The organism is Bradyrhizobium sp. NP1, from assembly GCF_030378205.1.
In the GTDB taxonomy this organism is placed as follows: Bacteria; Pseudomonadota; Alphaproteobacteria; order Rhizobiales; family Xanthobacteraceae; genus Bradyrhizobium.
On record NZ_CP127385.1, the window covers coordinates 4,595,799 to 4,616,045 of the forward strand.

A 20,247-nucleotide genomic window follows, 5' to 3' on the forward strand; every position below is an offset into this window, starting at 1 on the left:
CCTCGCAGTCTATTCGGCAGCTTGCACCGTCGCCCGGCATTCGCCAAAGCCGATGCGAGCGAAACCTTCCCGCTCGCACCAAGCGCTCAGGATCACCGTGTCGCCGTCTTGCAGAAAGGCCCGGGTCTCACCGGATGGCAGCGTCACAGGCGATCGTCCTCCCTCCGTCAGTTCAAGCAAGCAGGCGCGCGCGTCGGGCGCCGGGCCCGATATCGTTCCGGAGCCAATCAGGTCGCCGGCCTGCAGGTTGCAACCATTGGAAGTGTGATGCGCGATGACCTGCGCCAGCGTCCAGTATGAATCCGCATAGGTCGACGATGACAGGCGAACGGGCGCAAGATCGTGCGCCTGCATGGCCGCGGTCTGAAGATGGACCGAAATCCTGATGTCGATGGCGCCACAGACCTCGTCCTGCTTCGAAGCCAAATGCGGCAGAGGTGCGGGGTCGCCGGCCGGCCGACGGTGAGGCAGTCGATAAGGTTCGAGCGCGTCAAAGCTCACGATCCACGGTGAAATGGAGGTCGCAAAGCTCTTGGCGAGGAATGGTCCGAGCGGCTGATATTCCCAGGACTGAATGTCGCGCGCAGACCAATCGTTCAGAATGCAAACTCCGAAAAGATGGTCCTCGACCTCCTCTATCGCGATCGGATTTCCCAGTGCGTTTCCAGCGCCGATGAATATTCCCAGTTCGGCTTCGTAGTCCAATCGTCTGCAGGCGGCGTAGATGGGATCGGAAGAATCTGCGTCACGGATCTGGCCTTTTGGGCGACCGATCGCATGTCCTGAGAGGAGGATCGAGGACGTGCGGCCTTGATAGCCAACGGGAAGCCACCGGTAGTTCGGCAAAACCGGATTGTCGGGTCGAAACTGCTTTCCAACATTGGCCGCGTGGTGGATTGAGCAATAGAAATCCGAGAAGTTGCCGATTTGAGATGGGATCTTGAACTCCGCCTGATCGATCGCCACCAGGGCCTCGGTCACGTTCTTCCTTTCGTGAAAATCGTGCCGCAGGATCCGCGACAGGTCAGACCTCAGGCTACGTTGGACTGCGCGCCCCGCGGCCATAAAGGCGTTCAGGCAGGGAGAAGAGGCCAGCGAAACGGCCGATCGCGCGGTTTCGCCAAGATGGGGCAAAAGACACGGCGCGGCCAGGTCCACGATAAATTCGCCGATGGCGATGCCGCCGCGAAATGGCTCGCTGCTACCCGACCGGCGGAACACCGCGATCGGCAGGTTCTGAATTGGAAACGGGCAATCTGGCTTATTGGCCGCGTCAATCCAACTGCGGCCATTCAGATCGTGTGTTTCGTTAAGTCTTCCACTTACGTCTGCCATGTCCGACCCGAAATGCTGGAGGATAACTATTGCTTTTCTTCTTGTTTGGTCCGCGCGGCAGCGCTTCGTATCGCCGCGCGCAACACTTCGCGATCGCCAATATGATTGGCAAGAATGAGCACGAGCTTGCAGTTCATCAGCTCGGCCTCGGGCTCGCTCATGTGACGCTGGGAATCAATTAGCTCTTGGTAAAAGCCATCGGGATCAGCGATATTGGGCTTGGTGTTGAGATTCACGTCGTTACCTTCAGGCCGCCATCGCGCGCGCCAACGCCTTTTCGATTTTCGCCGGCTCAAAATGTCGCCACCTTCTAGCGACATGCTGGTCGGGCCGGATCAGATAGGTCGTTCCGGGCCGGCCGTCGAAACGCGCCGTAAGCACGCCCCTTGAGTCTTCGATATCGCGGCCCACCACGATGACCTTTGCCCGGACCCGGCCAAAGACGATCTGGCCTAGTTTGGGCCGCTCGCCGAAGACCAGCACGACAAAGCCGTCACCCACAAGCTTCAATAGCCAGCTGTCGATGCCGCCGTAGCGTAGCGGCGCATCGTCACAGTTCGTACCAGGCGACATCCGGCCCGCGAACACGCCTTCGTCCGGGGTGTTTAGTGACGAGGTCGCGTAGGGTGTTGGGCGCGACAGACGGCCCGAATTGAGCAGAAGGCGAGCGAATTCATGATCCGCCGCCAGTTCGAGAACGGCATCGCGGTAGCGCCGGCTGTTGTCGCTCTTCGGCGTAATGAAATCAGTCGATCGTGTCGAGTTGAGCAGATTGTCGTCGGCCGCTGCCGACCGCTCCTCATCGTAGGTGTCGAGCAATTCGGGCGGTGCGTCGCCGTCGATCACGAGCTTCAGCTTCCAGCCGAGATTGTCGATGTCCTGTATGCCGCTATTGGCGCCGCGACCGCCGAATGGTGAGACCTGATGCGCGGCGTCGCCGGCAAACAGCACGCGACCATGGCGCAGCTTGTCGATCCGCCGACATGCGAACTGATAGATCGAGACCCATTCGAGCTCGAACTCCCGCGCATCACCGAGCATTGCTCGCACTCGGGGAATCACCTTTTCCGGCTTTCTCTCTTCCTCGGGATCAGCTTCGCGACCGAGCTGAAAGTCGAGACGCCAGACGTCGTCCGCTTGCCTGTGAAGCAACGCCGATTGATGGCGATGGAACGGCGGGTCGAACCAGAACCAACGCTCCGGCGGGAAATCGGCCTTCATCACCACGTCGGCAATCAGGAAACGATCGTCGAAGCGTTGGCCCGTGAACGCTGCGCCGACCATCTGGCGCGGATCGCTGTTGGCGCCATCGCAGGCCAACACCCATTCTGCCTGTAATGCAAAGACGCCATCGGGATTCTCGACCGTGAGAACGACGTGGTCGGGCGCCTGCTTCAGATCGACGACTTTGTGTTTCCAGCGCAACTCGATGTGGGGCCGTCGGCCGATCTCGTCGACCAGATACTCTTCAACGTAGTACTGCTGAAGGTTGATCATCGCCGGCATCTTGTGATCGGTTTCCGGTAGCAGATCAATTTGGTAGCACAGCGCGTCGCGGAAAAACACCTTGCCCACCTTCCACCGCACGCCCTTGGCGATCATGCGATCAACGCAGCCCAGGCGGTCCCAGATCTCGAGCGATCGCTTGGCGTGCGCCACCGCCCGAGAGCCGAGCGAAACCGTATCGTTATCATCGAGCACGATTGCCCGGATACCACGGGGCGCCAGCTCGAGCCCGGCGCTGAGACCTATCGGGCCAGCGCCCACCACGACCACGGGATACCGCGTTAACGGGGTGCCGGTCTGCTCGGGCGACGGCCTGTATTGGAATTGCCGATACTTGTAGGTCTTGGACATGCATTTTTCCGCGAGCGCCGCAGACAGCCACTGGCCTGGATTTCCCAGAAAACCGAAAATTTCTCAAATCTCGCGCAATGTGAGGATCTTTCCGGCTGACGCCTGCGTGGGTGGCTATCGAGCGGCCTTAACCACCCACATCTTGCCGGTTAGGAGATCCTGGCCAAGGCTCGCCCGTATGCGAGGTGCTTGGCACAGGTATTCACAGGCTCACCTGGCAAGCTTGGCCCTCTGAGCTACCAGTCTGTCCGAAGTTCTCCACGATTCAGCATAGGATTCCAATTCGACCGATTTCGCCGCTGAACCGATCTCCAACGCGTCGCGCGCGTCAATCATCACTGCGTATTCGTTGGTCTCGGCTGCGGGCATTTCATACATGCGCTGCAGCGCTTTGGGATGCGGCCCATGCGTAAATCCGCAGGGGTGAAGTGAGACCGTTCCTGGATGAATGTTGTCGCGGGAGAAGAAATTGCCGTCGTGATAAAACACGACCTCGTCGTAATCGTCGTTGTTGTGAAAGAAGGGCACCTTTATCGCGGCCGGATCGGTTTCGAACGGTCGTGGTACAAAGGTGCAAACGACGAACCGGTGCCCAACCCAAGTGGTGTGAGCCGACGGCGGAAGGTGGTACCGGTGGGACGACAGCGGGCGGATATCCCTTACATTCAGCCGCACCGGAACCAGATCTCCGTGCCAACCGACCGCGTCGAGCGGATTGAACGGATAGGTGACGATCGATACTTCCTCACGCCGCTTGATCTGTACGCACCACTGCCTTTCGTCTTGTTGAGCCTTGAACGCCTCGTCGATCCGCGGCGTTTCGAGGATCGCTTCATCGTAAAGCGCGTGTCGGCCGACGAGTCCCCGGTCGGGCGTGCGCAGGGATCCGTCGGTGCTTTCGATGAGAAGAACCGCCATGGGCTCCTCAACCTCCAGGCGCCACATCGTCGAACGCGGCAACAAGATGTAGTCGCCCTTTTCGACCGACATGTGCCCGTAGTCACAATACAGATCGCCCTTGCCACGATGAATGAAAAGAAGTTCGTCGCCGTCCGCGTTGCGCGCCAAATAGTCCATCGATCGGTCAATCCGCCACATGCGGAATTTGACGTGTGCATTATGCAGGATTGGGTCGGCGTTCCAGACCATTTGTTGCGTGCGCTTTAGAGCGGCAAGATCGAAAGCGCGCGGGCGCAACGGTCCTTCCCAAGACAACCAGCCTGTCGGCGGATGGGTATGGTACATATGCGAGGCGGGGCCAAAGAAGCCTTCCTTGCCCAATTCGCGCTCGAACGTACCCTCGGGCAAATCCGCATGGGCTTGTCGGGACGACTGGCCTTCGATTCTCGGAAGGCCGATATAGCGGGCATTTGACATCGATAGTCTCTCCAACTTGTCTCGAAAGGCGTGTTGTCAGCCGGAGTTGCGGGTGTCCAGCACCGAAACCATTCTCTCGGTCCTCGCGATCGGATCGCCGTGGTCGACGAGGCAATCCGCAGAACGTGTTTGCGCATGTCAGATCGCGATTCAGCACAACCAAGGCGCCGTCGCAGCCGCCTGGTTTGAGCGTGGCGAACTTTATTGCGTCGCAACCACTCCGCGCTCGATCTGGTCGCGCTCTATAGCCTCGAACAGAGCCTTGGCGTTTCCCTCGCCAAAGCCCTCGTTGTCGCGACGCTCAATGAACTCAAAAAAGATCGGCCCGATCAGGTTTTTCGAGAATATTTGAAGCAGCAAGCCCCAACTGTCGTCGACGTCATTGTGTTCGCCATCAATCAGAATACCGTTGCGCTTGAGACGCGCCATATCCTGGCCATGTCCAGGCAAGCGCGCGTCGACGCCGGCATAGTAAGACTCCGGGATTGGTTGCACTGGTATTCCTGCGCCGGCAATCGCCTCAATGCTTTCGTTCAGGTCATTGCTCAAGAAAGCCAGATGCTGCACTCCCTCCCCCTTGTAGAGATCGATATATTCCTGGATTTGCGACTGGGGATCGGTCGGCTCGTTGACCGGAATACAGATCTTGTTGCAGGGACTCTTCATTGCCCGGGTTCTGAACCCAGTCTTTGTGCCCTTGGTGTCGAGGTAAAACACCTCTCTAAAGTTGAATATACGACGGTAGAAATCGACCCACACATCGAGCTGGCCAGCCCGAACGTTGTGCGTCAAATGATCCACCGTCAGGAAGCCTACACCCGGAACTGCCGGCTCCCGCGGGTTCTGCAGATTAAACAGCTTCGCCTTGAACGAACTCTCGCTCGCGTCGTCAATCAGGTAGAGTAGGCTTCCGCCGATGCCACTCAGGGCAAGGCCGTCGACAACGCGCTGACCATTTTCGTCCCCGTAAGCCTCGGCACCCATTTCGACAGCACGCTCGAAGGCGACTTTGGCATCGTTGACGTGAAAGGCAATCGCCGAGATGCAGGGGCCATGGACGCGCGCAAAGGCGCCACCATGGGTTTGCGGGTCCGCGTTCAGCACGATGTCCACACCACCCTGCCTCCACAGCGAGATATCCCGACCATCGACTGCAGCAATTCGCCTGAAGCCCAACTTTTCGAACAACTCCGCCATCGGACGAGGGTCAATGGCTGCGAACTCGACGAACGCCATACCCTCTGTGCCGGCTGGATTATCGTGATGTGCTGTTGGATTCTTCTCGATAGGAACGCCCATTTTCATCCTCCCTAGGTTTCGGAAGACGATACTTTCATTGTGAAATTATTGCAATATAAAAATAGAAGCCGCGGACTTTCTCGCAAAGTAACCGCCGAACAACGAACATTCTCGTGGAGCCGAGGAAAGATGATTGCACGGACGCATGCCTTCATTTTCCCTGGGCGAATTTTCTGATCGCTGAATGTTCGATTGCTTTGTCTACTTAGGTCATTTAATTGATTTCATCTTCGAATTTTTGCATTTTGTAGAAGATCAGTTCTTTCTGAGGAAACCATGCCAAAGGCCGCGAAACGACGCTCCGAACCTAACGCCGTTGCCCCCGAATCTGCCGAGCCTTTGGCATCATTGGAGTTGCGAGCGTGGATCCCCTATCGTTGTTCCGTGGTCGCCAACCGCGTAAGCCATTGCCTCGAACGTATGTACGGCGAGCAGTACGGGTTGACGGTGCCTGGTTGGCGAATAATGGCCAATCTCGGTCGTTACGCACCATTGTCCGCAAAGGAGGTGGCTGAGCGCACAGCGATGGATCAGGTTCAAGTAACGCGCGCGATTACGCAGATGGCGTCGGTCGGCCTGATCAGCCGTCGAGTTGACGTGGAGGATCGCAGGCGTGTTGTCTTGAGGCTGAGTCAAAAAGGTCTCGACGCCTACGCACAGATCGTTCCGCTGGCCAAAGCCATCGAAAAAAAACTACTCGCAGGTTTGTCGGCGTCGGAGCGGAGCGAACTCAGCCGCCTCACTGAGAAACTCATGCTGAGTGCCGAGGCAACCCTCGGCGATGATGTCGATTGGCGGAAATTCGTTACTCCGTAACAAAATCACCATCACCTTTAGCTTTGCGATCCGCGTGACGCTGTCGAACGAGTTCAGCTTCCAGGAAGTTGGGCTCCGGCTCGGGCGTCATTAGTTTTAGCCCATAGATCTCTACCGTCTCGAAGAGGCCAGCAGCATTATAAGGCTCGCCGGAAATAAACCCCTCCGCACTCGCGCGGTCTTCGGCTTCCAGCACCACAAACATTCCGATTGCACTACCGCGCTGATCTAGAAGGGCTCCGCCCGCAACGGTGGTGGGGAGCGCTGCTATCATGTGTTCGAGATGCTTGGCTCTGATGGAAAAGCGCTCCTCTGCTGCGCCCGTCCGATAGCGGCATTGAATTAGAAAAGACATCGATCCTCCTCATCTTGTTGCAGTGCGCACACGGCATCCGACTAAAACCGAGCCGGCTTCTCATACTTTCATATTGACATATTTTCAAAATGAAATTGATATTGAGAGCGCACAATCAAAAAAGCAGGGAGTACGCCATGACCACCGGACGAGCCATGGAATTGGGCGCAGTTGCTGCGCCACAGCTCACTTACAGCGAAAAGAAGGTAATCTTCCTTTCAAGCCTGGGCGGTGCGCTGGAATATTACGATTTCATCGTTTACGGCGTGTTTGCCCAATACATCTCGACAGCATTTTTTCCGTCTGGTGACGCCCTGGTGTCGCTGGTAAGCACCTATGCAATTTTCGCGATTGGCTATTTCGTCAGGCCACTTGGTGGCTTTGTACTAAGCCACTTCGGCGATCGATATGGGCGACGCAACGTGTTCTTGGTGTCGTTGCTGGCAATGTCTCTTACGACAATTGGAATGGGATTGATGCCCACCTACGCCACAGGTGGCGTCGCAGCTACGCTGGCGTTTGTCGCCTTGCGTTTGATCCAGGGTTTTTGCTTGGGGGGCGAGATCGCAGGAGCTGTAACGTATGTCGTAGAAGCAGCGCCACGCCGAGCGGGTTTTGCCTGCGGCATTCTTTTCTGCCTGGCTGGAATGGGCGTCGTCTTCGCAACTGGCGTCAGCGTAGGCATCCATACCGCTTTGTCGCCATCGGAAGCGGCAATTTATGGCTGGCGTGTCGCTTTCCTGATCGGGGGCGTGTTAGGTGTGATCAGCTATTGGGTGCGAGGTTCGCTCGAAGAGTCTCCGGCGTTCAATCGAGTTCGCGATCACGTTTATCGAGCCCCTGCGGCCGAGGTCTGCACAAATTACTGGCCCCAGCTTCTCGTTTCGTTTGGCGTTATCTCGTCTGTCGCTACGCTCAACGGCCTGCTATTCGTTCAAATGCCTGGCTATTTAACGCGAATGCTGAGTTATGAGCCGGCCTCGGTGTCGAATGCCACTATGGCAGGCGTGACCGCTCTTTCACTCACCGTTATCCTCGTGGGATGGCTGTCCGACACCATGCCCCGTCGATGGTTGCATAGGCTTGGTACGATCATCTTTGTCATCGCCGCGTGGCCTGCATATCAACTGATCACCGGGCATTCGGCAAATCTTGTGACCTTGATGGTCATCATCGGCTGTTGCGGCGCCTTGATGAATGGAACGTTTGGCGTAATCGCGGCTGATCTTTTCCCGACGCGAGTGAGATTTACGGGTATCGCCATTTCGTACAATTTGAGCTTGGCTATTTTTGGGGGATTGACCCCTCTTATGGCTACACTGTTGATCGGATGGACCGGCTCATTGGCTGCTCCGAGCCTGTGGATGGCGGGCTGCGCGGCGCTAGCCCTAATCTCCGGGCTTTGGCTCAAGCGGATGGACGGGCAAATACTGGCAACGAGTGCCGAACAGGTCCCGGATTCTCGTGACGCTGCCCTGCCGGTGGCAAACCGATGAACGTTCGAGCAGATCAGGTGAACCCGGACAGTCTGGACAGATTAGGTCAGGAGCTTTCGGGCCGGTTTGGATCACGATTTACCAACAACGCGGCCATTTGCGACCATCATGGCCATGGCTTGTCGCATCTTCTCGGAAGGTCTCCGGACGCGGTGGTGTTTCCCAATACGACGGAAGAGGTGGCCTACATTGTTCGAACATGCCGACGGCTGGACATTCCTCTGATTCCATTCGGCACGGGAACTTCCGCAGAGGACCACGTTGCTGCCGTGCATGGCGGGCTTTGCGTCGATCTCTCCACGATGAATCGGGTGATCGCTGTTAATGCGGACGACATGGACGTCGTCGTACAACCGGGCTTAACGCGCAAGCGGCTGAATGAAATCCTGCGGGATACCGGACTGTTCTTTCCAATTGACCCCGGCGCAGACGCTTCGATCGGCGGTATGGTCGCAACACGCGCGTCAGGAACTAACGCCGTCCGCTATGGCACGATGCGTGACAATGTACTGACTCTGGAGGCTGTGCTTGCTGACGGGACGGTCATAAGGACGGGCGGACGCGCAAGGAAATCCTCCGCCGGATACGATTTGACTCGTTTGCTCGTCGGCTCGGAAGGCACACTGGGTGTCATCACAGAGGTGACTCTCAAACTCCACGGCATTCCCGAAACAACTGGCGTGGTGGTTGCATCGTTCCGCTCGATCGATGACGCCGCCAGAACCGTCATCGAGATCATGCATGCTGGAATTTCAATTGCACGTGTCGAGCTTATGGATGCGCTTCAGATGCGAGCATGTCGGCAATATTCCAAGATCGATTATCCTGAAGCTCATTGTCTGTTCATGGAATTTCACGGTTCGCAAACAGTCGTGCGGGAACAGGTGCAATCTACCAGGGCGATTGCGGAGGATATCGGCTATTTGACCTTTGCCTGGGCCGAAACGGCTGCGGAAAAGTCGAGTTTATGGGAAGCGCGTCACAATGCCTACTTCGCCGCGCTGGCGTTGAGACCGGGTGCGCAAGGACAACCGACAGATGTTTGCGTGCCGATATCGAGATTGGCCGAGTGCATCAATGAGACGCGTCTTGATATTGAGGAGCATGGATTGATCGCGCCCATCTGCGGTCATGTCGGCGACGGTAACTTTCATGTGCTTTTACTTGTCTACCGCGACCGACCGGACGAACAAGCCGCTGCAGCAGCCTTCAATGACAGGCTCGTCGATCGCGCCCTGAGAATGAGTGGAACCTCTACGGGTGAGCACGGCATCGGCAAGGGCAAACTGAAATACATGTCGCAAGAACATGGGCCGGCGGTTTCTGTGATGAGGGCCGTGAAACACGCGCTCGATCCCACGAATATCTTGAACCCAGGCAAGGTCATACCGGCCGCCTCGGCTGCTTGAAAGCCATATCCCGATTCAGATCGTCTGAACTGCCGTCTGCGATCAAAGCATGTCGCCAACCAGCTATACTTCGATGGAAGGAAAACAAATGCCGTTCTTCAGAAGCCTATCTGCTGTAGCGGCTGTGTGTACCGAAAACCTAAACACGGGCGTAGTGGTGGTGAAGTCCGCCCAAGATGGTGCGTGAACTGACCACACCGGTTCGCTGAACCGGGCGGAAGACCGGCGCATCCTTGTCCAAGGATTCGATGAGTTCTGACGCCGTTGTAATAGTCCGCATAGGATCGCAGGATTCGGCGGAGATGCGCCTCGCCCAAAACGATGACGTGGTCCAAACACTCACGCCGGATCGATCCGATCAGCCGTTCGGCAAAGCCATTCTGCCAAGGTGAGGCTGGCGCAGTGGGCTTGTCCCGAATGCCCATGGCACGCAATCGGCGTGTGACGACGGTGCCGTAGACCCGATCGCGATCTCGGATCATGTAAGCCGGGGCCATGTCCCAAGGAAAAGCCTCGGTGATCTGACGTGCAACCCACTCCGCCGTCGGGTTGGTTGTGACGTTAATCCAAACGAGATCTCTACGATCCAGCCGCACGAAGACGAGCGCATAAAGCAGATCGAAGCCGATGGTCGGGACAACGAACAGGTCCATGGCGGCAATGTCTGGAGCATGATTACGCAGAAAGGTGCGCCATCCTTGGCTAGGTGGCACTCGCCGCTTGACTATGTACTTGGCGACGCTCGACTGCGCGACCTCAAATCCCAGTTTGAGCAGCTCGCCGTGAATGCGTGGCGCGCCCCAAAGGGGGTTCTCGATACTCATCCGCCGGATCAGCGCGCGCAGCTCCGTCTCGACTGGCGGCCGCCCTCCCCGTCGACGCGATTTCCAACGCCAGTAGCGACGAAAGCCAGCCCTGTGCAAACGTACGAGCGTCTCGGGCCGGATGATTGTGATGACCTGCAGGATTGATGGAAACCAGCGATACAGCTGGATGAGGAACCAGCGATCATTGTTCGTGAACCGGACGCGACTAGGCAGCCTACGCCTCAGGACAATCAACTGATCTCGCAGCGCCGCGTTCTCAGCTTCAAGCCGCAACTTCGACTTGAATGGCGAGGCCACCACGGCCAGAACGAAGCAGATCAGCCCGATCATTCCGCCAGCTTAGGCGACTCCATCGCGTCATCAACTCGGATAAGGTTTTCGGTACACACAAGGGCCGATCAGATCACCGATGCCGACGTTTGCTTCGATCAGCCTCGCCAATCAAACCACCGGCGGGCATTCGTTTCAAAAATTTTCGGCGACCAGATCGTAAGACCCCCTGCTTCCGCGAACGTAGACCCTGGCGGCGGCGGCGCATATCCGATCACGGTTAGAATCGAACGCGTTCAGAAAGCCCGACTCATCAGGACGGGCATCTGGTTGAATGCGCCTCAACGCGCCTTCGTCTATAAAAAACGATGCCTCTATCGCGCTATCGTGTCCCCAAAATCGCACGGCATGCCGCGTTCGGTCATATGAACGACTGTGATTTGGAAACTCAATCATGTGGCTGTGACCGATCAAGTTGTCGGTGTACGGGGCGCCGTGCCAGCTTGCCGAACCCCACCGATGAATATTCGATGGCCATAGTTTGTCCTGACCCGTGACGCGCACGGCAAACGATGTGCCGTTGGCCGATACAAGATCTGGCGTAGCGAAAGCTTTGCACAACGGGAATAGTGTTGAAACGATCCGGCTGCGCTCAAGCGTAAATGGCTACTCCGGAATCGGATTACAACCCTGCTCGATCATGGCCCGATAAATAACTGCAACCAGCCTCGTTATTCGGCGAAGCGTCACTATATCTTCTATATCACCGCGCGCTTCCCCGGCTGTCATCGGTGACTGAGAGCATTGCGCTCCCGCCGCGATAAGAAGGCGGCCGATATGTCCAATATCTACAAATTCAGTGTTCGCGAGTGGTTCGTACCGCCGGTATTGCTGCCGATCTTTTTTGTGGTGCTGATCGCCGCCGCGATGCTCATTCAATGGTAGTCCACCTCGGCGGACCGGCGCAGCCGGCTCACGCAAACAGCTCGTTCGCTCCGACGAAACGAACCTGGCCATCGTTGGCCAAGGAGCTCCACGCTAGAGCGGTGGCCGCCTTGGATGAAGCTCGTGAGATGCCGTCGGGAAATCAACGCACGGAGGTGATGAACAAGGCAATGATCCTGCGAAATGCTGCTGAAATGCACGAGCATTTCTTCAGCAAGAGCGGGACGCCGGCCGAATGACGGCCGTTCAGCGTGACTTCCTAACCGTTCACGCATCGTGGCTGGCTCGGGTATTCAGGAAAAAGAGCGCCCGGGCATGGATCAAATGAGCACCGAGATGCTTGTCCCAGATCGACCGCCTGTCCGGTCGATAGCTGTTTTCGTGGACGCTCATCCGATGGTGCTCGATCTTTCATGCGTTCCAGCCGTCGTTCTCATCGTCGAGGACGAGATGATGATCCGCATGCGCACGGTCGACATGGTCGAAGACGCCGGTTGAAGCCCTGGATGCCGACGAAGCCGTCGCAATCCTGGAGTCCAGGGTCCGACATCGCGCTAATGTGCACCGACATCCAGATGCCGGGCAGCATGGACGGCTTGGGACTAGCGCACGCCGTGCATAGACGTTGGCCGTCGATCAAGATCATCGTGGTGTCAGGGCAATTGAACCCGCCGAGCAGTGGTCTTCCCCCCTGCAGCAGGTTTTTCGGCAAGCCACTCGAAGCCGGGCAAATGATAGCCGAGATGCACAGCATGATCGGCCACGCCTAACGCCGTCGGTTTTCACGCCGGATACCGCCAAAATCGCCCGATTGCGGCAGGAACCGCGAATGCAAGTGCGGGACACGACTTATGGTGATAGGGTTGGGGGTGATTGAAGTCGATCTTCGCACAGACCGGCGCGCCGGGAGCGGCGCAGAACCGCACCAGGACTTTCTGGCGGCGGAGAATGTCAGCCTGCGGCTTCTCCTCGCGCAGGCCGAGATCAATGCCCGCAGTCTGCTTACCGACGCCGGCATCGAGGCCAAGGAGCGCGAGGCGTCCGACAAGCTGCAGAAGCTGATCTTGGAGGAACTGCACCACCGCATCAAGAATACGCTCGCGACCGTGGGTGCCATCGTCTCCCAGAGCCTGCGCAATTTGCAGGGAGCTGAACACGCGCAGCACGCTATCGAAGGCCGGTTGCTGGCGCTCGGACGGGCGCACGATCTCCAGCGCGGATCTTGGCACCGTTGTCCGCGGCGCCACCGCCTTCGACAATCCGGATGAGCCGAAATTCTCGATTTCGGGACCAGATATCCGGATGACGTCGGGTGCCGGGATCGCCGTCGCGATGACGCTTAACGAGCTTTGCACGAACACCACGAAGTTTGGCGCCCTGTCGGTCCCGGAGGGACGCGTCGACATCACCTGGGCGCTGGACCCAAAGACACAGTGCCTGCACCTAGCATGGACCGAGAACAACGGTCCGGCCGTCCACCCTCCGGAAAAGCGCAGCTTCGGGACGCGACTGATCGAGAGGCTGGGCAAGCAGCTCAAGGGCAATGTGCGGTTAACCTATGATTCGACCGGTTTCGTGTACGCATTCGACGTGCCGATCGCTTCCCTGACTTCGCCGGCGGCGTAAGTCCGTATTCAGATCGATTGACGGACCAAGGGATATTGCGGGTCCAGATCAACAACGGCCCCAGCACGGGGGAAGAACTGGGGCCGTCATTCATCGGATACCGAGGGGGACGGCATCCGGTCACCTCTTACCAAGTTAGTCCCGTCACGTGACATTGGTTCCAGCCACTATTCGAGAGCAACGGGCACGAGCGTGAACCTCGGCACGCTCTGTGCCGACAGATAGCTACTGGAGGATTGCAGTGTCCGGACCTGACACAACGCCGCCAGGCATTATTCGGTCTGGCGGCGTTGTGCGTTCTGGAGCGTCCTAATTCCGGACTCTTGAGCCACCACAGCCATCGGTAGCTGTGCCTCGAGCACGCGCGGCCGCCCAAGTCACCAGATTTTCGGCGCGCGCGATCAACCTCAGTCGAAGGCCGATGGAAGTTCGCCCTTACGAAAGATGACGGCCGGCTCGTCGTCATAGTCACCCATTTCGGGATCGCCGGTGGATGAGAAGGCGATGACGCCCAGCTTGCTCAATGCCAGTCTCTCTGCCGTTCGAAGGGCACCCGTTGCCGTTTTGCAGGCGATCGGAGCATCGGCTTTCAGGCTTCCTCCCCGGCCGGCGATGAAGGCCTGGACGAAGTAGCTTGTTTCGCGAGCCATGGGCTTCTCCTTGGGCCTCCCGTCAGGGCTCTCCTTTGAGCGCGCAGGTCACACCGGGCGATTTCGGATTCAGGACATCGAGTGCAGCAGCGCAGAAATCTTGATGGTCGCGAAATTGGAGAAGGTGTCCGATACGGCGTACGGCAGTACGAGTTGATCGTTGTGGGTCATCGCCCCGCAAGTATACACCACATTGGGAACGTATCCTTCGCGTTCGCCTGGTTCAGGCCGCAACAACGGTTCGCTCGAACGCGCCAGCACCCTGGACGGGTCGCGCTTGTCGAGCAGCGCGGCGCCAATCGAATATTTCCGGACCGGGCCGACGCCGTGCGTCAGCAGCAGCCAGCCTTCCTGCAGTTCGATCGGTGATCCGCAGTTGCCGATCTGCACAAACTCCCAGGGAAATTGCGGCTTCAGGATGGCCTGACCGCCTTCCCATCTGTACAGGTCGTCCGAATGGACCAGATAGAGATTCTCGTTGTCCTGGCGGGCGATCATGGCGTACTTGCCCTCGATCCGGCGCGGGAACAGCGCCATGCCCTTGTTGCGCGCGGCAGCTCCGTGCAGCGGCGTCATTTTAAATGAGAGGAAGTCGGTGGTTTCGATCAATTCCGATCGGATCGCAGTACCCTTGTAGGCGGTATAGGTCGCGTAATAGGTCGTCCGCCCGCCATCGTTGAATTCGACGAAGCGGGCGTCTTCGATGCCGTTCGACTGCGATTCCGTGACCGGGAAGATGACGCGTTCACTGATGTCCTGCTCCGGCTTGAAGACGACCTCGACTTCGTCGCCGATTGGTCCGGGGGCCCGATATCCGATCCGGGGGCTCGAAGCGAGCCGGGCGGTCGGATCGATCGCAATGCTACCGTCGGCCGCGATGGTACCGGCGCGAAACGTCAGCGATGACACATGCCCTTCGCCGACAGCACGGAGGCTGAGAATGAAGCGCAAGCTGCCCGCCGGGATTTCCGACTGATCAGGGTGCGGGACGATGCTGGGGTTGAACAGCGCCGACGCCTCGAACGAGTACTCGTGCATGAAATAAGCGCCGATGAGCTGGCGCTGGACTTCGGAAAACGTACCGTGCGCCGCGAGCGCCTCCTCCATTTCGTCGGCGCGGAGTTCGAACGTCTCCAGCAAGTTGCGGTGCCGGCCCTGGAAGTTCTCCAGGACATCAGCCAGTTGGCTGGCTGCGGCATTCGCATCGAGCTTGAGGACACGCTCGACAATATGGTTGGCTCGCGTCTTGTCGGTCGGGTTGAGATCACGCGGTTCAGTCGCCGGCTTGAACGGGCGAACGATCACGCGTGCGGGATCGGGACGCAGGTAAAGCGCCCGCCGATTGAGAAAAGCCGCTTGTGACAAGGTGCCCTCTGTTCGTGCGAATGAACGTACTAATCAAGCGCCGATGGTGCGAAGCGCCACGGGATGTGTCGGATTGACATTGACGCGCGCAAGCTGACGCATCTCGGCAAGCGCCAGAAGATAGGACACGACCGACTCGCCGCCACAATTTTCATTGGCACGATCGGGGTGCAGGCCGTCGCGGCAGCTGCCGGTCGCGGGATTGACCAGCGCAACCGCCAGGTCGTTGCTGCCGAGAAACCAGGAGAAGACCTTCGTTGCGATGGTCTTCCATTCGGAATCGTTGTCGGCGCGCCACGCCGTCAGGCATGCTGCAACCGTCGCGGTGGCTTCCAGCGGCTGTTGGTCGAACGCGCGAGGAGGTTTTCGCAGTTCGCCGAAGCCGGCCGTGCCCACGGGGCGGAAATGGCCCGTCGACGTCGTCTGCTGTATCATCAGCCAACGCAGCGTTCTCAATCCGGCATCGACATAGGTGGGCGTTTGCGTTGCAAGGCCGGTCACGATCAAGGCTTGCGGCAAGCGCGCGTTGTCATACGCCAGGCCTTCCTCGAACCACTTCCAGTCCGGCGTCTCGACCAATGCCAGGATAGATATCAGCCTGTCGGCAAGAGAATGCCTGACCTTGCGGGCATACCGATCGTCGGGAACTGCGGCGCAATAGGCGTCGAGACCGAGAAGCGTGAAGGCCCATGCGCGGGGCGAACGAAAGCTTTCCACGATCGGTAGCGCCTGGGTGAACAAGGCGGCGGCCCATCGACGCCGTGACGGGCTTGCGTCCTTGTGGGCGCACTCGCCCAGCGCCGACAGGGTTCGTCCATGGCTGTCCTCCGAACCCTTGTCTTCGAGCCAGGACCGGTTGAAGCCCATGAAGTTGCGAAATCGTCTGGTGTCGGGATTCCACGCATGCTGCACAAAGGCGGCAAAGCGGGCCGTCAGAATTTCCGAAAGGGGATGCTCGCCCGATTCATTGAGCGCGCAAGCCAATAGCAACGCCCGCGCATTGTCATCGACGCAATAGCCGTGCGCGCGATCCGGTACCGAATGCACCGCGTGCTGGAACAGGCCGGTATTGTCGCACATCGACAGGAAATGGCCCAATTGCATGTCAGGGGCTGCGGTGCCGACCGGAGCGATCGCGTCCGGCCCGGCGCGCACGATCACCTTCAGTCGGTGGCGCTGCCGCGCGTTCTCGAAGGTGGTCATGTAGCGCTCGGCCGTGCGCTCCCATGTCATCGGCCGGCTGGCCGCGTAAGCCCGCTCGCGCATCGCCTGCCGGCGAGGTTCGTCGGTCAACAATTCCGCGATTCCGTTGCCGATTGCTGCCGCGTTGCCAAAGGGGACGAGAACACCGTACCCATTGGCCAGCAATTCGCGCGCGTGCCAATAGGGCGTTGAGACGACCGGTTTTGCGAGGCCGAAGCTGTAGGCCAACGTACCCGACGTCATCTGCGCTTCATTGAGATAGGGCGTGACATAGACATCGCACATCGAAATGAATTCGAGCAGCGTGGGCTGATCGACGAACTGGTCGAGGAATACGACGTGATCCTCAACGGCGAGTTCATGCACGCGCGTCATCAGGCTCTCGCGGTATGCCTCGCCCTTGTCCCGGACCAGGTTGGGATGCGTTGCACCGAGCACGACGTAGACCGCGTCCGGACGCCGTTCCAGGATCGAAGGCATGGCGTCGATCATCACCTCGATGCCCTTGCTGGGAGACAGGAGCCCGAATGTCAGAATGACGGAGCGGCTGGCGAATCCAAGTTTGGCTTTTGCCGCCTCAGGCCCGATGAACGGAAAGTCGGGAATGCCATGGGCGATGACCTCGATCTTGTCGTCCGGCACCCGATAGACGCTGCGCAGCAGTTCACGGCCCTTGTTCGCCATCACGACGACCTTCGAGGACGCTTCGACGATGCGCTCGATCACCGTACGCTGGATCGCCGTAGGCTTCGCCAGCACGGTGTGCAGTGTCGTGACAATCGGCATGGTGAGGCGTGACAGCAGCTCGAGGATATGGGCGCCGGCTTCGCCCCCGAAAATCCCGAATTCGTGCTGCAGGCAAACGATATCGAATTGGCCGGCGTTCAGAAACGCGGCGGCGGCAACATACTCGCCGATGCTGTCATCCTTGATCTGTAGCGCGACCGAAGCAGGATAGTCATAGGTCTGATCGGGGTCGGTCATCGCCACGATACCGGCCTGCAGGCTTGGCTGCGAATTCGAAATCGCGCGGTGCAGGTCAGTGGTAAATGTCGCGATTCCGCAGCGGCGAGGCAACGAATTGCCGATCACCGCGATCCTGCGGAGCGGCGTCATGTCCGCGCCTCGGTCAGGCCGGTCAATTTTGGCAGATCGGGAGCGGCTGGCTGCTGACCGAGCCTCTGCAACAGCGAACCGGCCGGAGCCTGCGCCGGATACGCGATCAGGGCGGTCAACCCGTTGCCACCAACTTCGATGCCGGTACGGCCGCCGCCGGCGAAAGTCGCCTGCCCGATAGATAGCGTGGCCAATCCGATCGACGCATTGCCGTCGAGAGCGAGAATCCAGGTCTCGGACTCGGCGGACAGCGCCCAGCTTGAAGTCTCGGGCAGCTCAATTCGCTCGAGAACGAAATGCCGGCCCGCGACAAGAACCGTTCGTTCATCGGTCAAGCGGGTCGGATTGCCGTGAGATCGAGGCGGCCAAGCGTGGGCTACGGCCACGCCGTTGTCGACGTCCAATTCACGCCCTCTGCCATAGTCGAACAGGCGGAAGGTCGTGTCGCTGCGCTGCTGGATTTCGGCCAACACGATACCGGCGCCAATGGCGTGGATCGTGCCGGCCGGGATGAAGATGACATCGCCCTTCGCAACTGGACGCCATTGCACCAGCTCGGTGATCGAGCCGTTCGTGATCGACGCCCGCAATTCCTGCGGCGTTACCCGGTGCTTCAATCCAACGCCGATCTGCGCGTCGGGCTCTGCCGCGATGATGTACCAAGCCTCGCTCTTGCCATTCGGCATCCCCATCGCGCGCGCGAAGGTATCGTCCGGATGGACCTGGATCGACAATGGCGCGCTGGTGAACAGCAGCTTGAGCAACAACGCCGGCACCGGAGCATTTTCTCCATCGGCCCGCTCGAACCACAGCTCTCCCACGGCGTCACTGGAGGCGTCGATGCTGCTCCATGGCTGGAGATCGCTGACGCCCCAGGGCTTGTGCATGGCCCGTACGGACGCGTGTTCGATGGGCATAGGTCATCCTGACGCGTGACGCGCACGCCGGAGCGACGTGCCGTTGCTCGATATCGTCGATCGCGATTTTGTGGCTAAGGCGTCTCGTCTCCGGCCAGGCCTTCCTGCAGGAAGCCGGTGACGCTATCGGTCATATGGATACTCTGGCACCCTATAGCAAGCATCGCGCGATGCGCGCGGTCGATATAGCGGAAACAGTGCTTACAGCCTCGCCTCGGTGATTTCCCTCGACATCGTGCAAGAAAGGGCGTCTGCTGCAGTTATCACCGCCCACCCTTGGCTGCTATCGGTGACTGAGAGACCAGTACTCCCGCCACAAAGAGGGCGGTCAGTATGTCCACCATCCAAATAAGCTGCATGAGTGGCTCGTCCCTCCTTTAATGGTGCCGGTTTTCCTCGGTCTGGTGAGTGCCGGCTCGGTCATTATCCAGTGGTGATGCCGCGGCGGCGAAGAATGCCCGGCGCGATGCGCCATTGAGGCGCCGCTGCCCCGTCGTGGTGGGTGAAGGCCGCGTTCCGTGAGGAGTTGCGGTGTGAATGCACGCCAACAAGAGGAGGAGTCCCCATGTCGCTTACACAATTCCGCGTCGATGACGGACCGCATGCCATGGACGGGTTACGGCTTTTTGCCCGAGATGGATCTGAACCGGTCGAAGCGTTCATAGGCCGCAAGGTGGTGGACGTCTGGGCCGAGTCGATCGAGCACCTTGGAGGAAGACAAAGCCTGTTCCGCAGTCAATACAACGCGCTTGGCAAGCTGAACCTTGCGGCGCTTGAGCGGATCGTGAGCGCGAAATACCGGCGCGGCGCCGCGGCCAACCGCCAGCATCCCTTTGTCGAGGTCCTGTTCTCGGACATCACGGAAAGCGGCGAGGTTCTGAACTTGAGCGAACTCGTCCGTGAGCCCTTGCCGCCGGCGTTTCACCGGCTGTCTTGAGCCCGATCAGCAGCTCCTTCCGGGAGCAATCCACACGAGCGAGGCCCGAAGGGCTCCAGCAGAATCATGATCGCGGCATCGTAAAAGGAACAATGATGAAAAAACCCATTCTCTCGATTGACGAGCCAGAGCGGAAGAAAGCCGTACGAGCCGACCGGCCACCTACCGAAGGGTTTGCAACAATCGTCGACGGCCATTTCAAATCGGAGTTTGACACGACCGACGGTGCAGAAGCCGCGGGTCGCGCGCTGAAATCAGGTTATCCGATGCTTCAGATCGAAATCTATGACGCCGACAAGAAGGTCCGCACTTTGTTGAGCTAGCGAGCCTGACTATCGCGTCGCCGGCGGTAGCAGCTCGCTCGCCGGGATCCCACGCCGCATATTTCTTGATGGTCCAGTCCGGATTGTCACGTCATTCCTGAAAATCGGTGTCGTTCAGGTGTCC

At 58.8% G+C, this 20,247-nt stretch carries 19 protein-coding genes and 1 pseudogene; 8 read left to right on the forward strand and 12 right to left on the reverse strand.

The genetic code is table 11. From position 1 onward, the window contains the following. Window positions 1-9: 9 nt before the first annotated feature. From fahA to hppD, 5 genes are all read right to left on the reverse strand, one after another. Window positions 10-1,335 carry a fumarylacetoacetase gene (gene fahA / locus QOU61_RS22210; protein WP_289653335.1) on the reverse strand — a complete coding sequence of 442 codons (1,326 nt, stop codon included), beginning with the start codon at window positions 1,333-1,335 and terminating at the stop codon, window positions 10-12. A 26-nt stretch (window positions 1,336-1,361) separates the two neighbouring features. Then, window positions 1,362-1,571, reverse strand: a complete 210-nt coding sequence (locus tag QOU61_RS22215) for a DUF2783 domain-containing protein (protein WP_289653336.1) — start codon at window positions 1,569-1,571, stop codon at window positions 1,362-1,364. 10 nt (window positions 1,572-1,581) lie between these two features. Next, window positions 1,582-3,192: an FAD-dependent oxidoreductase gene (locus QOU61_RS22220; RefSeq protein ID WP_289653337.1), complete on the reverse strand. Its 1,611-nt coding sequence runs from the start codon at window positions 3,190-3,192 to the stop codon at window positions 1,582-1,584. Between the two features lie 210 nt (window positions 3,193-3,402). After that, entirely contained in the window at window positions 3,403-4,569 is a 1,167-nt protein-coding gene (locus tag QOU61_RS22225; RefSeq protein WP_289653338.1) for a homogentisate 1,2-dioxygenase, read from the reverse strand. Window positions 4,570-4,770: 201 nt separating this feature from the next. Further along, window positions 4,771-5,868, reverse strand: a complete 1,098-nt coding sequence (gene hppD, locus QOU61_RS22230) for a 4-hydroxyphenylpyruvate dioxygenase (protein WP_289653339.1) — start codon at window positions 5,866-5,868, stop codon at window positions 4,771-4,773. 276 nt (window positions 5,869-6,144) lie between these two features. On the opposite strand from hppD, the gene QOU61_RS22235 reads away from it, so the two are divergent. Continuing rightward, the gene (locus QOU61_RS22235) at window positions 6,145-6,684 is read left to right on the forward strand and encodes a MarR family winged helix-turn-helix transcriptional regulator (protein ID WP_289653340.1); all 540 of its coding nucleotides are present in this window, start codon (window positions 6,145-6,147) and stop codon (window positions 6,682-6,684) included. Here the strand turns inward: QOU61_RS22235 and QOU61_RS22240 are convergent. Continuing rightward, window positions 6,674-7,039 (reverse strand): YciI family protein, encoded by a 366-nt coding sequence (locus QOU61_RS22240; RefSeq protein WP_289653341.1) that lies wholly within the window; start codon window positions 7,037-7,039, stop codon window positions 6,674-6,676. The two genes, QOU61_RS22235 and QOU61_RS22240, sit on opposite strands and share 11 nt — an antisense overlap. 137 nt (window positions 7,040-7,176) lie before the next feature. Between QOU61_RS22240 and QOU61_RS22245 the strand changes: the two genes are divergently transcribed. Together QOU61_RS22245 and QOU61_RS22250 are read left to right on the forward strand one after the other, a co-directional pair. Then, window positions 7,177-8,535, forward strand: a complete 1,359-nt coding sequence (locus tag QOU61_RS22245; RefSeq protein WP_289653342.1) for an MFS transporter — start codon at window positions 7,177-7,179, stop codon at window positions 8,533-8,535. After that, window positions 8,532-9,944, forward strand: coding sequence for an FAD-binding oxidoreductase (locus QOU61_RS22250; protein ID WP_289653343.1), 1,413 nt, complete (start codon window positions 8,532-8,534; stop codon window positions 9,942-9,944). The genes QOU61_RS22245 and QOU61_RS22250 overlap by 4 nt, the downstream gene beginning before the upstream one ends. 98 nt (window positions 9,945-10,042) lie before the next feature. Here QOU61_RS22250 and QOU61_RS22255 read toward each other — a convergent pair whose 3' ends face one another. Both QOU61_RS22255 and QOU61_RS22260 read right to left on the reverse strand, forming a co-directional pair. After that, window positions 10,043-11,101, reverse strand: a complete 1,059-nt coding sequence (locus tag QOU61_RS22255; protein ID WP_289653344.1) for an integrase core domain-containing protein — start codon at window positions 11,099-11,101, stop codon at window positions 10,043-10,045. A gap of 135 nt (window positions 11,102-11,236) precedes the next feature. Further along, window positions 11,237-11,497 (reverse strand): DUF1488 family protein, encoded by a 261-nt coding sequence (locus QOU61_RS22260; RefSeq protein ID WP_289653345.1) that lies wholly within the window; start codon window positions 11,495-11,497, stop codon window positions 11,237-11,239. A gap of 590 nt (window positions 11,498-12,087) precedes the next feature. On the opposite strand from QOU61_RS22260, the gene QOU61_RS22265 reads away from it, so the two are divergent. The 3 genes and pseudogenes from QOU61_RS22265 to QOU61_RS22275 all read left to right on the forward strand — a co-directional run bounded on the left by QOU61_RS22265 (window position 12,088) and on the right by QOU61_RS22275 (window position 13,612). Then, window positions 12,088-12,225 carry a hypothetical protein gene (locus QOU61_RS22265; protein WP_289653346.1) on the forward strand — a complete coding sequence of 46 codons (138 nt, stop codon included), beginning with the start codon at window positions 12,088-12,090 and terminating at the stop codon, window positions 12,223-12,225. Between the two features lie 76 nt (window positions 12,226-12,301). Further along, complete coding sequence (locus QOU61_RS22270; RefSeq protein ID WP_289653347.1) at window positions 12,302-12,484, forward strand: hypothetical protein; 183 nt, start codon at window positions 12,302-12,304, stop codon at window positions 12,482-12,484. Window positions 12,485-12,837: 353 nt separating this feature from the next. Next, a pseudogene (locus tag QOU61_RS22275) lies at window positions 12,838-13,612 on the forward strand (sensor histidine kinase). A 407-nt stretch (window positions 13,613-14,019) separates the two neighbouring features. On the opposite strand, the gene QOU61_RS22280 reads toward QOU61_RS22275, so the two are convergent. The 4 genes from QOU61_RS22280 to QOU61_RS22295 all read right to left on the reverse strand — a co-directional run bounded on the left by QOU61_RS22280 (window position 14,020) and on the right by QOU61_RS22295 (window position 18,863). Then, the gene (locus QOU61_RS22280; RefSeq protein WP_289653348.1) at window positions 14,020-14,262 is read right to left on the reverse strand and encodes a hypothetical protein; all 243 of its coding nucleotides are present in this window, start codon (window positions 14,260-14,262) and stop codon (window positions 14,020-14,022) included. A 69-nt stretch (window positions 14,263-14,331) separates the two neighbouring features. Continuing rightward, window positions 14,332-15,627 (reverse strand): glycoside hydrolase family 130 protein, encoded by a 1,296-nt coding sequence (locus QOU61_RS22285; RefSeq protein ID WP_289653349.1) that lies wholly within the window; start codon window positions 15,625-15,627, stop codon window positions 14,332-14,334. A 33-nt stretch (window positions 15,628-15,660) separates the two neighbouring features. Next, window positions 15,661-17,946 carry a glycosyltransferase family 4 protein gene (locus tag QOU61_RS22290; protein WP_289653350.1) on the reverse strand — a complete coding sequence of 762 codons (2,286 nt, stop codon included), beginning with the start codon at window positions 17,944-17,946 and terminating at the stop codon, window positions 15,661-15,663. Next, window positions 17,943-18,863: a class I mannose-6-phosphate isomerase gene (locus QOU61_RS22295; protein WP_289653351.1), complete on the reverse strand. Its 921-nt coding sequence runs from the start codon at window positions 18,861-18,863 to the stop codon at window positions 17,943-17,945. The genes QOU61_RS22290 and QOU61_RS22295 overlap by 4 nt, the downstream gene beginning before the upstream one ends. A 565-nt stretch (window positions 18,864-19,428) precedes the next feature. Between QOU61_RS22295 and QOU61_RS22300 the strand changes: the two genes are divergently transcribed. Then, complete coding sequence (locus QOU61_RS22300) at window positions 19,429-19,800, forward strand: signal transduction histidine kinase (RefSeq protein ID WP_289661670.1); 372 nt, start codon at window positions 19,429-19,431, stop codon at window positions 19,798-19,800. 95 nt (window positions 19,801-19,895) lie between these two features. After that, window positions 19,896-20,123 (forward strand): hypothetical protein, encoded by a 228-nt coding sequence (locus tag QOU61_RS22305; protein ID WP_289653352.1) that lies wholly within the window; start codon window positions 19,896-19,898, stop codon window positions 20,121-20,123. The last annotated feature ends 124 nt before the right edge of the window (window positions 20,124-20,247 follow it).